Annotated in this window: 13 protein-coding genes; 9 read left to right on the top strand and 4 right to left on the bottom strand. The window is 72.3% G+C overall.

All coding sequences use genetic code 11. The features are described from left to right. Position 1: 1 nt before the first annotated feature. Positions 2-763 (bottom strand): amino acid ABC transporter permease, encoded by a 762-nt coding sequence (locus CEQ11_RS11550; protein WP_067189659.1) that lies wholly within the window; start codon positions 761-763, stop codon positions 2-4. 80 nt (positions 764-843) lie between these two features. Continuing rightward, positions 844-1,665 (bottom strand): ABC transporter substrate-binding protein, encoded by an 822-nt coding sequence (locus CEQ11_RS11545; RefSeq protein WP_070640159.1) that lies wholly within the window; start codon positions 1,663-1,665, stop codon positions 844-846. A gap of 267 nt (positions 1,666-1,932) precedes the next feature. Here CEQ11_RS11545 and CEQ11_RS11540 point away from each other — a divergent pair, with 267 nt between their 5' ends. From CEQ11_RS11540 to CEQ11_RS11530, 3 genes are all read left to right on the top strand, one after another. Continuing rightward, positions 1,933-2,865 (top strand): hypothetical protein, encoded by a 933-nt coding sequence (locus CEQ11_RS11540; protein WP_088478695.1) that lies wholly within the window; start codon positions 1,933-1,935, stop codon positions 2,863-2,865. A gap of 62 nt (positions 2,866-2,927) precedes the next feature. Then, the gene (locus tag CEQ11_RS11535; protein WP_088478694.1) at positions 2,928-3,788 is read left to right on the top strand and encodes a hypothetical protein; all 861 of its coding nucleotides are present in this window, start codon (positions 2,928-2,930) and stop codon (positions 3,786-3,788) included. 112 nt (positions 3,789-3,900) lie between these two features. Then, entirely contained in the window at positions 3,901-5,661 is a 1,761-nt protein-coding gene (locus CEQ11_RS11530; protein ID WP_088478693.1) for a CYTH and CHAD domain-containing protein, read from the top strand. A gap of 66 nt (positions 5,662-5,727) precedes the next feature. On the opposite strand, the gene CEQ11_RS11525 is transcribed toward CEQ11_RS11530, so the two are convergent. Then, complete coding sequence (locus tag CEQ11_RS11525; RefSeq protein WP_227718859.1) at positions 5,728-7,023, bottom strand: YihY/virulence factor BrkB family protein; 1,296 nt, start codon at positions 7,021-7,023, stop codon at positions 5,728-5,730. A 274-nt stretch (positions 7,024-7,297) separates the two neighbouring features. On the opposite strand from CEQ11_RS11525, the gene clpB reads away from it, so the two are divergent. Then, positions 7,298-9,892, top strand: a complete 2,595-nt coding sequence (gene clpB / locus CEQ11_RS11520) for an ATP-dependent chaperone ClpB (RefSeq protein ID WP_088478692.1) — start codon at positions 7,298-7,300, stop codon at positions 9,890-9,892. Positions 9,893-10,032: 140 nt separating this feature from the next. Here the strand turns inward: clpB and CEQ11_RS11515 are convergent, their stop codons facing one another. Next, entirely contained in the window at positions 10,033-10,584 is a 552-nt protein-coding gene (locus tag CEQ11_RS11515) for a hypothetical protein (protein ID WP_227718858.1), read from the bottom strand. 212 nt (positions 10,585-10,796) lie between these two features. Between CEQ11_RS11515 and CEQ11_RS11510 the strand changes: the two genes are divergently transcribed. The 5 genes from CEQ11_RS11510 to CEQ11_RS11490 all read left to right on the top strand — a co-directional run bounded on the left by CEQ11_RS11510 (position 10,797) and on the right by CEQ11_RS11490 (position 15,742). Beyond that, on the top strand, positions 10,797-12,221 hold the full coding sequence (locus CEQ11_RS11510) for a sensor histidine kinase (RefSeq protein WP_088478690.1): 1,425 nt from the start codon (positions 10,797-10,799) through the stop codon (positions 12,219-12,221). After that, positions 12,218-12,838: a response regulator transcription factor gene (locus CEQ11_RS11505; protein WP_088478689.1), complete on the top strand. Its 621-nt coding sequence runs from the start codon at positions 12,218-12,220 to the stop codon at positions 12,836-12,838. Before CEQ11_RS11510 ends, CEQ11_RS11505 begins: the two co-directional genes overlap by 4 nt. Before the next feature lie 487 nt (positions 12,839-13,325). Further along, on the top strand, positions 13,326-13,529 hold the full coding sequence (locus CEQ11_RS11500; RefSeq protein WP_067189655.1) for a DUF3073 domain-containing protein: 204 nt from the start codon (positions 13,326-13,328) through the stop codon (positions 13,527-13,529). Continuing rightward, positions 13,529-14,470, top strand: coding sequence for a Sir2 family NAD-dependent protein deacetylase (locus tag CEQ11_RS11495; protein WP_193763028.1), 942 nt, complete (start codon positions 13,529-13,531; stop codon positions 14,468-14,470). The genes CEQ11_RS11500 and CEQ11_RS11495 overlap by 1 nt, the downstream gene beginning before the upstream one ends. A 264-nt stretch (positions 14,471-14,734) precedes the next feature. Next, positions 14,735-15,742, top strand: a complete 1,008-nt coding sequence (locus tag CEQ11_RS11490) for a hypothetical protein (RefSeq protein ID WP_088478687.1) — start codon at positions 14,735-14,737, stop codon at positions 15,740-15,742. Positions 15,743-15,960 lie beyond the last annotated feature (218 nt).

Here is a 15,960-nt window from a genome sequence, read left to right as displayed (position 1 = left end):
CTCAGACCTTCTTCCGGGCGGACGTGGACTCGAAGCGGCGGGCCAGCAGGGACAGCGGCACGGTGATCACCAGGTACAGCACACCGGCGACCACGATCGGGGTCATGCCTGCGCCGAGCGAGGAGATGCCGTCGCGGCCGAACTTCGTGAGGTCGTACTGGAAGACCGCGAGGCCGAGCACGTAGACCAGAGACGAGTCCTTGGTCAGCAGGATGACCTCGTTGGTCAGCGGCGGCAGCACGATGCGGAACGCCTGTGGGATCACGATGGTCACCATGGCGCGCCAGGCAGGCATGCCGAGGGAGCGGGCGGCTTCCGTCTGGCCCTTCGGCACCGCCTGCAGACCTGCGCGGAGGGTCTCGGCGATGTAGGCCGACGCCACCAGGCCCAGGGCGAGGCAGACGACCAGCGGGATGGGCCAGCTCACGCCGAAGGCGAAGGGCACGCCATAGCCGAGGGCCAGGAACACGAGCAGCGCCGGGACGCCGCGGAAGAACTCCACGTAGGCGGTGGCGATCCAGCGGTACGGGGGGAAGGCGCTCATGCGCATCAGCGCGAGGACCATGCCGCCGAGAAGACCCAGGACGAACGACGTGACCGTGTAGAAGAGCGTGTTGCCGAGGCCGACGAGGATGATGTCCGGGAACATCGCGCCCACGGCGCCGAAGTTGAAGACGTTCTCCCCGAGGGCCGTCCAGTCGACCAGGACGGCAAGGAGCACGATCGCCAGGACGAACACGCCGGCCTGGACCGCCAGCGAGATGGTCTTGCGACGGCGGGCCGCGCCCGGCTTCGGCGTCGGCTCCTGGGCGCGTTGGGGCGTGGGGGTCTGCTCTGCGGTGCTCACCTGTAGGCCTCCTGCACGTGTCCGAACCACTTGTCCTGCAGCTCAGCGACCTTGCCCTCGGTGCGCAGCTCCTGCAGTGCGCGGTCCACGGCGGAGAGCAGCTGGGCCTTCTCGGCGCCGACCGCCATCCCGAGCTGTTCGCCGGTGGGCAACTCCTCGACGATCTCGAAGCGGTCGTCGTCCTTCAGCTCGTACAGGAGCACGGACTGGTTCCCGAGGGTGGCGTCCACGTTGCCGGCCTTCAGGGCCTGCACCTGCATGCCGCCGTCCTCGTACTGGACGACGTTCAGACCCTGCTCCGTGGCGTACTCGGCGCCGGTGGTGGCGGTCTGCACGCCGACGCGTGCGTCCTCCAGGTCCTCGACGGACGTGAAGCCCCTGTCCTTGCGGGCGATGAGCACGAGGTCGTCGTCGAGGTAGGGGCTGGTGAAGGCCATGACGCGCTGACGGGCCTCGGTGATGGAGATCGAGGAGGCGTTGAGGTCGCAGCCGGTGAGCGAGGCGCCGGACTCGATCGCCTCGAAGGACGAGTCGATGACGTCGACGTCCAGCTCGAGTTTCTCGGCGACGGCGTGCACGAGCTCGATGTCGTAGCCGGTGATCTTGCCGTCCTGTTCGAACTCGAACGGCGGGTACGGGATGTCCGAGCACACGGTGAGGGTGCCGGGCTCCACCAGCTGGTAGGAGGAGGACAGGTGCTCATCGGAGCCGACCGCCTTGGAGGAGGACGTGCCTCCGATGACGGCGCAGCCCGAGAGGGCGAGCGCGCCGGTGCACAGGGAGGCGGCGGCGACGACACGGTGGTGCGTGCGTGACATGGGACTGCCTTCATTGTGACGGGACCGGAGTCCGTCGGGTCGTGGTGTGCCGGGCGCCGCGGGCTCCCCGCAGGGAGGACGACGCCCCTTGATCGCCACATCATAGATGTTGCGCATGTCACATGTCGCGTAGGGGGACGTAGAGGTCGCGGGCAGGCTCGGCCGGCGCAGGTCTCGCCCTCGAGGCAGGGCCCCGATGCCCTGGACTCGCGCCCCTGAGCCGAGGATAGTGGGCCAGAGCACGGGAAGACGTCCTGGAGAGGAACCATGAAGACCTCAGTGCACCTGGCCGGCCTCCTGGCGGCCGCCGCCGTGACCCTGGCCGCCTGCTCCTCTGGGATGCCCGACCCGGACGAGGAGGCCGGCGGAGGCACGGGGGACCCCGAGGGGACGACGACGTCCGAGTCTGCAGCGGAGTCGCCCGAGACGTCGACGTCGGCCGGGTCGGGCGGGGAAACCTCCGCGGATCGTTCGCCGGAAGGGACGGACGCTTCGGCGACCTCGCCGTCGGACGAGGAGGACGAGCCGAGTCCTTCGGGCGGTCACGACGGGCCCTCACTGGAAGCCGGTCCCGGCCTCGACGGGACGCCCTCCTCCCCGTCGTCCTCGTCGTCGCTGAGCGCCGCGGGGCGCGAACAGCAGTCCCGCCTGGAGGAGATGGCCCCGAGCATCCTGCTGGCCGAGGACCTTCCCGGGGACGTGCTCGTGGGCGAGCAGCGCCGGGCCTCCGTGGACTCGCAGTTCGAGCTGAACATGACCGTGCGCGGCGTGGAGGCCCAGGGTGAGTGCCGGCGGCTGATCACCCGGATCGACACGTTCTCCCGGCCGGGCTCTGCGGTCGGGTTCTCCCAGTACGAGGTGGACCCGGACGCCGAGGGGGCGATCGGGGAGCCGGAGGCGTTCGCCGCGGCCGTGATCACCCCGGACGAGGAGGACGTCATGGGCATGTTCGGGCAGCTGCCGGAGGTCTGCGGCGAGCTGAGCGGGCCGAACGCCACGGCGGTGTTCGAGCCGGTCGAGGGCCTGCCCGGGGCCAGTCGGCTGGTCATGGAGTCCGGTGGTGAGCGCATCGAGCTGCTCATGGGCGGGGCCTCGGACGGGGACGAGCACGTCTACACCGGATATGTGAACATCGAGACGGAGCTCGCCGAGCAGATGCTGCGCGAGCAGGTCGCCGCCTTCGAGGAGCGGAAGCGGTGACGACGCCCCGCAGGCCGCCGTCCCGTCTGGCCTCGCACCCGTATCGCTGAGGAGGACCTGCCATGATCACCGCCGGACCGCACACCGCAGCAGGCCGCAGCGCCGGACCTGCCACGGCAGGTCGGCGCCCCCGGACCACCCTGGCAGCCCTGGCCGTCGCCGCGCTGCTCGCGGTGACGGCCTGCGGCGCCGAGGACGCCACCGAGGGGGCGGCCCCCTCGCCGGTGCAGAAGGAGGCCAGCGCAGACGCCAGCACTGCGGAGGAGCAGCAGGCGCCTCAGGCCCCGGACGACATCGTGGCCACGGTGCCGGGCAACTACCGCGGCACGGACTCCACCACGCTGGCACCTGGCGAGGCCGAGCGCGTGCTGCCGGGCATGCGTGCCGCCGTGGTGCCCGCCGCCGACCTGCCGAGCGGGCTGGTGACCGCCGAGCGCATCCAGGAGATGCCGGACGTGCCCTTCAGCCAGCCGCTGCCGCTGGAGGGTGTGGAGCCGACCGGCGAGTGCCGGGACCTCGTCCGACGCATCGACGAGGCCACCGTGCCGCACACGGTCCTGCTGCACACCGGCTACGAGGTGGACCCGGGAGCGGCCGGGGTGCTCGGGCCCGAGGCCTCCGTGGCGTCGTTCCTCGTCTACACGCCCTCCACCACGGATCTGGTGGGAGCGTACGGAGCCCTGCCCCAGACCTGCGGGACTCTCACCGGCTCCGATGGCACTGAGGTGGAGTTCTCCGCCGTGGACGGCGTACCCGGCGCCGTGCTCGTCCGGTCCTCCGGGCCCCGCGGCGAATCGGTCGTCACCCTGGGCGGTGCCTCGGCCGGCCACCGGCACCTGTCCGCGACGTTCGTGCAGGTGGAGCCTGAGGCCGCCGCGCAGATGCTGCGAGCCCAGGTGGAGGCGTTCCGCGCGGCCGAGTGAGCCGATCGGGGTGCCGTGGGTTCGCTCCTGCGCACTGTCCGGCCGCCGTGGGGCGGAACTAGGCTGGATCCACAACCACCGACCCCGTTGAGGAAGGCGGAGACGAGCCGGCATGACGAAGAAGAAGACCTCCACGACGTCGGACGCGAAGAAGTCCCGGAAGCATGTGAAGAAGCCCGAGGGCGAGGTCGTCGAGAAGAAGCCCGAGGGCGAGGTCGTCGAGGATGTGGGCACCCGGCCGGCCGACCCGGCCGCGACCGGCCCGGTGGACGAGGCCGCGACCTCATTCCACGACGGCGACGTGATCGCCGCCGGTCAGGACGGCGGTGAGGACGCCGCCGTGGCGCTCGAGGCCGAGGTGACCTTCGTGCTCGATGCGGACGCGCAGCTGCCGGACCTGTCCGCCGTGTTCGACCAGGGCGAGGTCCGCGAGCAGGCCCTGCGCGCCGTCTACCTGGACACCGCCGACCTGCTGCTGCTGCGCAACCAGGTCACCCTGCGCCGCCGCGAGGGCGGCACGGACGACGGCTGGCACCTGAAGCTGCCGGCCGACGCCGACCGTCTCGAGGTCCGCACCGGCCTCGGTTCCGGCGCTGGCCGCTGGGCCGTCCCGGAGACGCACCTGCAGGCGCTCGCCGAACATCTCGGTGCCGACTGGGAGTCCGTGCCGGAGGCCGAGCGGGGTCTCATGCCGGTGGCCGTGCTGTCCACGCAGCGCACCGCGGTGGACCTGCTGGACGCCTCGGGCGCCGTCGTCGCGACCCTCTGCGACGACCGCGTGGAGGCGTCCCCGTCCGGCCGTGCCTGGCGCGAGCTCGAGGTGGAGCTGATGCCGGGCGCCGCCCCGGAGCTGCTGGACCTGACCGTCATGCACCTGGCCGCGCAGGGCGTGGAGCCGGCGGGCTCGCCGTCCAAGCTCGGCCGTGCCCTGGAGAAGTCGCTCAAGCGACAGGCCAAGGGCAAGGGCCCGAAGAAGAAGGACCCGGCAGGCACCCTGGTGATGGCCTATGTGGCCGAGCAGGCCGCCGTGATCCGCGCCCGCGAGGCCGGCGTGGCCGCCGACGCCCCGGAGGCCGTGCACAAGTCCCGTGTGGCCATCCGCCGCCTGCGCAGCACCCTGCGCACCTTCGGTGCCCTCTTCGACGGCGAGCAGGCCGAGGCCCTGCGCAAGGAGCTCGGCTGGTACGCCCGCCGCCTGGGCGACCCGCGCGACGCCGAGGTGGTCTCGGCCCGCATCCTGGCCGACCTGGACACCGTCCCCCGCGCCGACTACGACGGCCCGGTGAAGACACGGGCCGCCGAGGAGCTCGGCCGCCGCCACGCTCAGGCGCACGCCCAGCTGGTGAAGGCGCAGGCCTCGCCGCGCTACGCCCGCCTGATGGACACCCTCACCGAGTTCGTGGCCGCCCCGCCGCTGGTCGGCGAGCACGGACGCAAGGGCAAGAAGGTCCTGCCGCAGATGGTGGCCGACGCCGTCGCGCTGACGGCCGAGACCGCGCAGCAGGCGCGGGATGCGGAGACCGCGCAGGAGCGCCTGACGCTGCTCCATGAGACCCGCAAGCGGGCCAAGGCGGTCCGCTACGCGTTCGAGGCGACGGCTCCGGCGTTCGGTGAGACCGCAGCCGCCCGTGCCGCCGACTGGGAGCAGGTCACCGAGGCCCTGGGGGCGGTCCAGGACCTCGAGGTCGTGCTGCCCGCCCTCCGTCACGTCCGTGACGCCGCCGTCGCGGCGGGGGAGTCCTCGTACACCTACGGCTGGCTGGCCGGTCGCCTCGGGCAGGTCCAGGCCGAGGCCGAGGCGCAGGCCCTGCCCGCCCTCGAGGCCGCCCTGCGTCATGCCGAGGTCAAGCCGAAGGACCTCCTCGACGACTGATCCCCGGTGCCGCCTCAGAACGAGGGCCCCGACACCATGACGGTGTCGGGGCCCTCGTGCACCGGGTCAGGGCCGGCGTGGGCGGTCGGCCTCTCCGCTGGCCGAGTCGGAGGACGGGGTGCCGGCCGGGTCGGAGGACGGGGGACCGGCCGGGGCGGAGGACGGGGGACCGGCCGGGGCGGAGGACGGGGTCTCCGGATCCGGGACGTCGTCCGGATCGAGCTGAGCGTGGAACGGGCGGCCGGTGGACAGGTCGGCGGCGGTCCTGCCGGCCCGCGGCTCCACGGCGAAGAGCGAACCGGACTCGGTGAGCAGCCGGGTGCGGGGCACCACGGCGGGCACCCCGGTGCGGGCGGACTTGGAGACGATTCGGCCGACGCGCTGCTGACGCTGCTCCATCTGCTCGAGGTCCTTCAGGACCGCGGTGTGACGGCTGGCCAACTGGATCTCGTCTGCCGCATCCAACCCCACGGCGAGTTGGCGGGCGCGCAGCATCTCCGCGTCGAAGGCGGCGCCGGCGAGCAGGACGATCACCGTGACCCAGGCGAGCATGAGGATGCCGATGGCAGAGGTGATCCATCCGACCAGCTGCGTCTGGGACAGGTTGGCCGTCACCCAGCCGAGCAGCGCCGTGGCTCCGAACAGCAGCAGCACGGAGGCCACGGCACCGTGCGAGAAGGCCCGGTAGCGCGGCTGCCGCACGTTGGGGCCGAGCTGGTAGGCCGCGGACACCACGACCATGATGATCGCCAGGATTACCGGCCACTTGGCCAGGTTCCACAGGTCCACGGCCTCCTGCGTCAGGCCGACCTTGCGCCCGATCCGTGCGGACAGGTCGCCGCCCAGCACCACCAGCAGGAGCACGACGACGGTCCCGGCCGTGAGCGCGAGGGTCTCCACGAAGACGGCGAGGCGGAAGGCGGGGAACCTGCGTCCCTCGCGGGTGTCGTGGATACGGTGCATCGCCCGGTGGAACGCGCCCACCGCACCCGAGGCGGAGAACAGGGCGCCGAGCGTGCCGAGCACGACGGTGGTGGTGCCCGTGGCCTGGCCCCCGAGGGCGAGGATCGTGGACTCCACGGCGCCGACGGACAGGGCGGGCCAGATCTCGGTGATGAGCCCGGCGGCGGTGGCGATGGTCTCGTCCTGCAGGCCGAGCAAGGACACGGTGGACACCAGGGCCACCATGGTGGGGAGCAGGGCGAGCGCCGCGAAGAACGTCATCGCGGCGGCCACGTCCCACACCTGGATCTCCAGCAGCTTGTAGCCGGTCCGACGCAGCACGTACAGCAGGCTCACCCGCGGCCGCTGGTAGGTGCGGCGCGGGCGCACACGACGGCTGCGGCGCTGGGATCCGGTCACGGTCTCCACGGTAGTGCCACCACGGCCCTGCGGTGGCAGGCTGGTCGCATGCAGGCGCCGATGAGCACCGCCTGCCACGGTGCCCTCGCCGCCTGAGGCCGTCCCGGCCGGACCTCGCTCGGGACCGCCGAGCCCCCACGAGCACGGCGCCAGGGACGCCGAGAGGCGGAGGCGAGCGGCCGTCGTCGTCAAGCCCTGGACCCGGAATAGAACCGCACCCCGCAGAGTTGAGCTGAACAGACTCAAGTTTCCCGGTCGTCAGAGGAGGCCACCCATGAACCAGACCCCGCAGTTCACCACCAAGAGCCAGGAGGCGCTCTCGGCCGCGGCCATGAACGCGTCCACCGCGAACAACCCGACCATCGAGCCGGCCCACCTGCTCAAGGCCCTGATGGACCAGCGCGACTCCGTGGCGGTCGGCGTGCTGAAGGCTGCCGGCGTGGACCCGGACGTGGTGTCCTCCGCCGCGTCCTCGGCCATCTACGCGCTGCCCAAGGTGTCCGGTGCAGCCGTCGCCGAGGCGAAGCTGTCCCCGGCCGCCGGCAACGTCGTGCGTGCCGCCCAGCAGCAGGCCTCCGGCTTCGGGGACACCTACGTCTCCACCGAGCACCTGCTCCTCGGACTGGCAGCGGACACCGGCGAGGCCGGCGCCGCGCTGCGCAACGCCGGCGCCACCGTGGAGGCCCTGCGCGCCGCCTTCACCCAGGTGCGCGGCGACTCGAAGGTGACCACCCCGGACCCGGAGGCCACCTTCCAGTCCCTGGAGAAGTTCGGCACCGATCTGACCGCCGTGGCGCGCTCCGGCAAGCTGGACCCGGTCATCGGCCGCGATGCGGAGATCCGCCGCGTGGTCCAGGTGCTGTCCCGCCGCACCAAGAACAACCCGGTGCTCATCGGCGAGCCGGGCGTCGGCAAGACCGCCGTGGTGGAGGGCCTGGCCCAGCGCATGGTGGCCGGGGACGTTCCGGAGTCCCTGCGCGGCAAGACCCTGATCAGCCTGGATTTGGGGGCGATGATCGCCGGCGCGAAGTACCGCGGTGAGTTCGAGGAGCGCCTGAAGGCCGTGCTCGAGGAGATCAAGGCGGCCGACGGGCAGATCGTCACGTTCATCGACGAGATCCACACCGTGGTCGGCGCCGGCGCCTCCGAGGGCGCCATGGACGCAGGCAACATGCTCAAGCCCATGCTGGCCCGCGGCGAGCTGCGCCTGATCGGTGCGACCACCCTGGACGAGTACCGCGAGAACATCGAGAAGGACCCGGCCCTGGAGCGCCGCTTCCAGCAGGTCTACGTGGGCGAGCCCTCCGTGGACGACACCATTGCGATCCTCCGCGGCCTGAAGGAGCGCTACGAGGCGCACCACAAGGTGGAGATCGCGGACTCGGCGCTGGTGGCGGCCGCCGCGCTGTCCGACCGGTACATCACCGGCCGTCAGCTGCCGGACAAGGCCATCGACCTCGTGGACGAGGCCGCCTCGCGGCTGCGCATGGAGATCGACTCCGCCCCGGAGGAGATCGACGTGCTGCGCCGCCAGGTGGACCGCATCACCATGGAGGAGCTGGCCCTCGAGGGCGAGACGGACCCCGCCTCGGTGGAGCGCCTGGCCGGCCTGCGGGCCGAGAAGGCGGACAAGGAGGAGGAGCTCCGCGCCCTCACCGCGCGGTGGGAGCAGGAGAAGGCCTCGCTGAACGAGGCCGGTGACCTGCGCGTGAAGCTCGACGAGCTGCGCTCGCAGGCCGAGAAGGCCCAGCGCGAGGGCGACCTCGCCGAGGCCTCCCGCCTGCTCTACGGCGAGATCCCGGCCCTGGAGAAGGAGCTGGCCGCCGCGGACGAGGCAGAGAAGGCCGTGGACGAGGAGCACCTGATGGTCTCCGAGAACGTCACCGCGGACGACATCGCCGAGGTCATCTCCGCCTGGACCGGCATCCCCGCCGGGCGCATGATGGCCTCCGAGTCCGAGAAGCTGCTCACCATGGAGGACCACCTCGGCGAGCGGCTGATCGGACAGTCTGCGGCGGTCACCGCCGTCTCGGACGCGGTGCGCCGCGCCCGTGCCGGGGTGTCCGACCCGAACCGGCCCACCGGCTCCTTCCTGTTCCTCGGCCCCACGGGCGTGGGCAAGACCGAGCTGGCGAAGTCCTTGGCGGACTTCCTGTTCGACGACGACCGCGCCATGGTCCGCATCGACATGTCCGAGTACGCGGAGAAGCACTCCGTCTCCCGTCTGGTCGGCGCCCCTCCGGGCTATGTCGGCTACGACGAGGGCGGCCAGCTGACCGAGGCCGTGCGACGCCGTCCGTACTCGGTGGTGCTGCTGGACGAGGTGGAGAAGGCCCACCCGGAGGTCTTCGACATCCTGCTGCAGGTGCTCGACGACGGCCGCCTCACCGACGGCCAGGGACGCACCGTGGACTTCCGCAACGTCATCCTCATCCTCACCTCGAACCTGGGCAGCCAGTTCCTGGTGGACCCGACCCTGGACGAGGCCGCCAAGCACGAGTCCGTGATGTCCGTGGTGCGGGCGGCGTTCAAGCCCGAGTTCCTGAACCGCCTGGACGAGGTGGTCCAGTTCGAGGCCCTGACGCTGGACGAGCTGACGAGAATCGTGGACCTGCAGGTGGCGGAGATGCAGTCCCGGCTGGCCGAGCGCCGCCTCACCCTCGAGGTGTCCGATGCCGCCAAGGCGTGGCTCGCCGAGACCGGGTTCGACCCGGCCTACGGCGCCCGCCCGCTGCGCCGCCTGGTGCAGCGTGAGATCGGCGACCGCCTGGCCCGCGGCATCCTCGCCGGGGAGATCGCGGACGGGGACACCGTGTCCGTGGACCGTGTGGACGGCGAGGACGGCCTCACCGTGACCCGGAAGGGCTGACCCGGGCCGGCGCTGTGCGCCGAACCAGAGACTTCGCCCCCTTCAGGGTGGTCTGAAGGGGCCGATTCTTCTGGTTCGGCGATGGTCCGGCTCGCCAGATCTTCTGGTTCGGCGATGGTCCGGCTCGGCGATGGTCCGGGTTAGCCCACCACGCCCATGCGTGTCAGGATCCCGTGGGTGAGCAGGCCGCCGACCGCGGTGTAGAGCACGATCGCCACGGTCTGCCAGACCATCACGTAGTCGCGGTTGGCGCCGAAGGACACCATGGCCGGAGCCGCGACGTGACCGGGGACGAACACCCACGGGCCGATCAGGGACAGCCCCGGCACGCCCCAGCGCTCGAAACGCTCACGCAGCAGGGCGCGGCCGGCCGACTCGGGGGCCCGGTCGCGGCCGGCCGACTCCGGCGTCCAGCCGCCGTCGGCCGTGGCGGGGGCCCGGTCGCCGCGTCGGGCGGCACGGCGGCCCATGAGCGCGCCGCGGGCTCCGTGGGCCGCATAGACGAGCAGCGCCACCACCAAGAAGTTCCCGACGATGCCCACCGGGACGGCGAGCCACGGGCTGATTCCGGCGAGCACGCCGATGATCGCCGCGCCCTCGCCCTCCACGAACGGGATGAAGGAGACGAGGAAGACCCCCACGCCCTGCAGCGCCTCCGGCAGTCCCATCACGAACTCGCGTGCGGTGCCCATCAGATCCATCGTGACCACGTTCCTCTCCAGTGCTTTCGTTCGGGAAACCGTCGAGTTCCCCGGCGTCTTCGTTCGGGATCCGGTCGGGTTCCCGAGCTCTGACTCCAGCCTTCCGGCCCCCGTCGGAACCCAGAAGTGCCGTGCGGTCACCTCCTGCCGGGCACTTCCGCACGGCGGGTCATGACAGTTGTCACGCCCGTAGGGTGAGGTCCATGAGGATCGAGGGGAACCACGACGACGGCCGCTCGGCCCCGCCTGCCGCCGCACCGGGGCGCCGCCCCACCGGCGCCGTGCCCACGGCGTCCGCCGCGGGCCCCGGGGCCTCGGGCTTCGGCCCCCTCACGGGGGACCTCGCCGGTGCGTGGTGGTACACCTGGACGGGCCTGCTGTTCGGCGTCCTGGTGATCGCGGGCTATTCCGCGTTCGGACCGCTGACCCGCCTGCAGGGGCACATGGATGCCGGGCGCACAGGGCAGGCGGTCGTGCTGGCGGTCCTGTTGCTGCTCCACGTCCTCGGGGTGGTCGGCCAGCTGCATGTGGCCCGGCTCTTCCAGGCCCCGCCGCCCGGGGACGCGGAGGGGCCGGTGGTCGGTCAGCGGGATCTTGCCTGGCTGTTCGGCCCCACCGTCCCGCTCGCGCTCGCCGGCGCGGTCCTGCCCGCGCTCGGGCTCACGGAATTGGGCACGTGGTGGGCGCTGCCTCTGTGGCTGTCCTGCCTGCTGCTGTCCCTGCTGGTGCACCCGCGCCGGCGTCGCCCTGTCGCCGCCGCCGGACTGACGGTGTCCCTCATCCTCGGCGCTGCGGCGGTCCTCCAGGACCCCGCGGGACCGATCGACACGGCCGGCGGCTTCCTGCTCTGGGCTGTGTTCACCGGCGTGATGATCGTTCCCGCGGTCTGGTTCTGGCGCGTCATGCAGCGCCTCGAGCACGCCCGCCTGCAGGCAGCGGACCTCGCCGTCACGCGGGAGCGGCTGCGCTTCGCCTCTGACCTCCACGACGTCCAGGGCCATCACCTGCAGGTCATCGCCCTCAAGGCCGAGCTCGCCGAGCGGCTGCTGGCCAAGGGGCGCACGGAGGACGCGGGCGCCCAGCTGCACGAGGTCCGCGAACAGGCCCGTGAAGCCCTGGCCGAGACCCGCGCCCTCGTCCGTGACCTGCGCGAGGTCTCCGCCGAACGCGAGCTCGCCAACGCCCGGGACGTGCTCACCGCCGCCGGCACCCACGCCGACGTCCACGTGGACCCGTCCCTCGGGCCGCTCGGTCCGGCCGCCGGGCGCCTGGTCGGCCTGGCCGCCCGTGAAGCCACCACGAACATCCTGCGTCACGCCCACGCCGAGCACGCCCGCCTCGAGCTCACGGCCGTCCCCACGGACGCCTTCCGCCTCCGCCTGGTCGTGACCAACGACGGCGCTCCCGCCGTCGGGGCCGCCGACCCCGTCGATCCGGCGACGCCGCCCCGGGGTGAGCGGCCGTCGTCGTCCGCCGCGGCCGATGGACGCCGCGGGTGGGGCACCGGGCTGGCGGGCCTGGCCGAGCGTGCCGAGGCCGCCGGCGGCACCCTGTCCGCCGTCCACGAGGGTGAGACGTTCACCCTCACACTCACCGTTCCCCGCTCTGCCGAAGAGGAGACCGCATGACCGGCCCGACCGCTCCGATCCGTGTGCTCGTCGCCGACGACGAGGTGCTCATCCGCGGTGCCGTCGAGGCGCTGCTGGCCCTGGAGGAGGACGTGGAGGTGCTCCCGGGCGTCTCCGACGGCACCGCGGCCGTGGCCGCTGCGCAGGAGCACCGTCCAGACGTCTGCCTGCTGGACCTGGAGATGCCCGGCCTGGACGGTGTGGAGGCGGCCCAGCAGATCCTGCGGTCTGTCCCCACGAAGGTCGTGATCTTCACCCGGCACGCCCGCCCCGGTGTGCTGCGCCGAGCGCTGGCGGAGAAGGTCTCCGGGTTCGTGCCGAAGTCCACGCCCGCCGAGGAGCTCGCGGACGTGCTGCGGCAGGTGGCCGCCGGGAAGCGCTACGTGGATCCGGAGATCGCAGCGACGGCCCTGACCGGTGAGCAGTCGCCCCTGACCGAGCGGGAGCTGGACGTGCTGCGCGTCGGCCGGACCGCCCACCGGATCGAGGAGATCGCACAGGCGTTGCACCTGGCTCCCGGGACGGTGCGCAACCACCTCTCCAACGCCATGGCCAAGCTCGGCGTCCGCACCCGCCAGGAGGCCTCGCAGCGCGCCTGGGAGGAGGGCTGGATCTGAGGTACGGCAGCCGACGCTGCGCCGAGCCAGAGACTTCGGCCCCTTCAGGGTGATCTGAAAGGGCCGGATCTTCTGGCTCGGCGCCACTGGACCACGACGACGGCCCCGCATCTTCCGAGGGAAGATGCGGGGCCGCTCGCCGTCCGGGCCGGAAGGGCCCGCCGGACGGGTGCCTCACGCTCGGTGCGCGGAGCCGGGGCGTGAGGGCGGGAGGCGGCGCCCGGGCGCGGAGCCGGGGCGTGGAAGGCGGGGCGCGGAGCCGGGCGCGGAGAGTGGAAGGCGGCGGGAGGCGGCGGACGGTCGGACGATGTTCGACATCCCGTCGTGGCGGGCGGTCCGGCCCGTCCGCCCGTGGCTGACAGGCCGCAGGCCAGGGCTGTTCCTGGTACCCTGGTCCGCACGAACCATTTTGACCAGTGAGAACCTCGGCGGGCCCCTGTTGTGCCATCAGTCCCGAGGGCAGAGAGATGCGAAGGGGGTCACGCTCATGGGGCGCGGCCGTCAGAAGGCAAAGGCCACGAAGCAGGCGCGAGAGATGAAGTACTTCTCGCCTGGGACAGACCTCTCCGCACTGGAGCGAGAGCTTACCGGCAAGCGTCATCACGCTGACACGGATGAGATGGAGTACGAGGATCCGTACGCGGACCTGTACGACGACGAGGATGACGAGGACGGCGACGACGCTCGCTGATGTCCTCCGCGCATCCCGGACTCGACGGGCACCGGGCCGCACTGCGCTCGATCGCCCGCGTGGTCGATGAGACCGCACCGCTGCAAGACCCTGGGGAAGCCTCCCGGGGTCTTCTGGCGTTGCTGCGGGAGCGCCGGCCGCTGATCATCACCGGTGCCGGCGTCTCCACGGACTCCGGCATCCCGGACTACCGCGGCCCTGCAGGCTCCCTGCGCCGGCACCGGCCGATGACCTACCAGGAGTTCTCCGGCGATCCTGTGGCCCGTCACCGCTACTGGGCGCGCTCCTATGTGGGGTGGCGCGAGATGGACGGCGCGAAGCCGAACCCGGCGCATCGGATCCTGGGGGAGTGGACGGCCCGCGGGCTCACCGCCGGGATCGTCACCCAGAACGTGGACGGGCTCCATGCCGCCGCCGGGGCCGAGGTCGGCCTGCCGCCGGAGCGGCTGATCACGCTGCACGGAGACCTGGCGCGCGTGGTGTGCCTGCGCTGCGGCGCCCTGGAGGACCGCCGCGCCATGGATGCACGGCTCGAGGCCGCCAACCCCGGCTACCTCGAGGCCGTGGCCATCGACCCTGACGCCGTGAACCCGGACGGCGACGTCACCCTGGACGACCACTGGGTGGAGCGGTTCCGCATGGTCGGCTGCCTGTACTGCGGCTCGGACAAGTTGAAGCCGGACGTCGTCTACTTCGGCGAGAACATCCCGCGTGAGCGCCGCGAAGCGGCAGAGGCGCTGCTCGAGGACGCCGGCTCCGTGTTGGCGGTCGGCTCCTCTCTGGCGGTGATGAGCGGCTTCAAGTTCGTGCTGATGGCCGAGCGCCGCGGTCTGCCCGTGGGGCTGGTGAACCTCGGCCCCACCCGCGCCGACCCCAAGGCGCAGTGGCGCTGGCGCGCTCCCGTGGCCGAGGCGCTGACGTGGCTGGACGAACGCCTCTGACCCCCTGACGCTTTCGTTCGGGAAACCGTCGGGTCCCGAGGCGCTTTCGTTCGGGAAGCCGTCGGGTACCGGGGCACTTTCGTTCGGGAAACCGTCGAGTCAGGCCGGCTCTCGATCCCGTCTCTTCTCGCGCTCAGCGTCCTCGGTCCGCCCTCTCCGTCCGAGGTCTCCGCCCGATGCCGTCCTCTCCTGCACAGCCTGTCCCTTCCCCCACATTCACCAGGATCCGCCCCGCGAACATCGCGGACACCCCAGGCTCGATGCATGGACTCGCTGCTCCGCCCCGGACCGAACCCCGCCCCGCTGCCGCCGCTGCTGCAGGGGCGCATCCTGACACCCCAGAACCTGCGCGACCACGGCCTCTCCGACCAGCGCCTGCGCCGATCAGACCTGCGCAGCGTCACCCACGGCGCCCACCGGAGCCGTCACGATCCCGTCACCGCATGGTCCGCCCTGGGCTACCCAGAGCCGCCGGTGCCCTACCCGCCGGAGGAGGCGGCCGTCGTCGTGAAGCGGGCGCGGGCGGTGGCCTCGCACCTGAGCGCACTCCGACTCCACGGGCTGCCGGTGCCGCCGTGGTTGCGGGACGACGGGCGGCTCCACGTGTCCCGACCCCATCGGAAGGGTGCGGCGGTGCGGCGCGGGGTCGCCTCCCACGCACGCACGGTGCCGCCCGAGGACGTCGTGCTGGTCCACGGCGTCCCCGTGACGTCCCTGGAGCGGACGTGGGCGGACTTGGCGTCGCTGCTGCCGACCGGGATGGTCGATCCTCTGGTGGTGGCAGGGGACGCGGCGGTGAGGCGGCCGTGGTCGCCCGAGGGGAGGACGGAGCCGCGGACCACGGTGGCGCGGCTGCGGGACGCCCTTCGTCGGGCGGGACGGTTCAATGGGGTGCGGGCGGCGCGTGAGGCACTGGAGCTGATCCGCGTCGGTGCGGATTCGCCGCCGGAGACGCAGATGCGGCTGGCGATCGTCCACGCAGGTCTGCCGGAGCCGGAGCTGCAGCTGGTCCTGGATCCGCGCCTGCCCGTCAGCCCGGACGCGGACATGGGATACCGGCGCTGGCGGCTGGTGCTGCACTACGACGGCGGCCACCATGACGACCCCGCCCAGCGGCAGCGGGACCAGTGGCGCAATGAGGGGTGGGCCCGTGCGGGCTGGGCTCAGATCTGGGCGGGTCTCGACGACGGCCGGGACGACTACCAGCGGGTCGTCGCCGAGATCAGGGCGCACCGGGACGGCCTGCACGGGTGCGAGTTCGCCGTGGAGTGAGGCTCCTCCAGGGGCGGACGGCGGCCTGTCGGCGGCCTGGGGCCGCCCCACGTGCCCGGGCCCTACGTGCCCGGGCCCATGTGCCCGGGTCCGTGTGCCCGGGCCCGGCTCCGGCCGGGCCCAGCTCCGGCCGCAGACACGACGAGTCCCGGGACCCGACCGTTTCCCGAACGAAAGCGTCCCGGGACTCGACGGTTTCCCGAACGAAAGTGCCCCGG

Origin of the sequence: Micrococcus sp. FDAARGOS_333, from assembly GCF_002206575.2 — a bacterium.
GTDB lineage: Bacteria > Actinomycetota > Actinomycetes > Actinomycetales > Micrococcaceae > Micrococcus > Micrococcus lylae.
This window is presented reverse-complemented; position numbering and strand designations above follow the sequence as displayed.

Excerpts from the sequence above, each read along its gene's own strand:
- CEQ11_RS11530 (WP_088478693.1), top strand. The coding sequence starts at position 3,901 with ATGACGAAGAAGAAGACCTCCACGACGTCGGACGCGAAGAAGTCCCGG.
- CEQ11_RS11500 (WP_067189655.1), top strand. The coding sequence starts at position 13,326 with ATGGGGCGCGGCCGTCAGAAGGCAAAGGCCACGAAGCAGGCGCGAGAG.
- CEQ11_RS11535 (WP_088478694.1), top strand. The coding sequence starts at position 2,928 with ATGATCACCGCCGGACCGCACACCGCAGCAGGCCGCAGCGCCGGACCT.
- clpB (WP_088478692.1), top strand. The coding sequence starts at position 7,298 with ATGAACCAGACCCCGCAGTTCACCACCAAGAGCCAGGAGGCGCTCTCG.
- CEQ11_RS11505 (WP_088478689.1), top strand. The coding sequence starts at position 12,218 with ATGACCGGCCCGACCGCTCCGATCCGTGTGCTCGTCGCCGACGACGAG.
- CEQ11_RS11490 (WP_088478687.1), top strand. The coding sequence starts at position 14,735 with ATGGACTCGCTGCTCCGCCCCGGACCGAACCCCGCCCCGCTGCCGCCG.
- CEQ11_RS11545 (WP_070640159.1), bottom strand. The coding sequence starts at position 1,665 with ATGTCACGCACGCACCACCGTGTCGTCGCCGCCGCCTCCCTGTGCACC.
- CEQ11_RS11540 (WP_088478695.1), top strand. The coding sequence starts at position 1,933 with ATGAAGACCTCAGTGCACCTGGCCGGCCTCCTGGCGGCCGCCGCCGTG.
- CEQ11_RS11495 (WP_193763028.1), top strand. The coding sequence starts at position 13,529 with ATGTCCTCCGCGCATCCCGGACTCGACGGGCACCGGGCCGCACTGCGC.
- CEQ11_RS11515 (WP_227718858.1), bottom strand. The coding sequence starts at position 10,584 with ATGGGCACCGCACGCGAGTTCGTGATGGGACTGCCGGAGGCGCTGCAG.
- CEQ11_RS11510 (WP_088478690.1), top strand. The coding sequence starts at position 10,797 with ATGAGGATCGAGGGGAACCACGACGACGGCCGCTCGGCCCCGCCTGCC.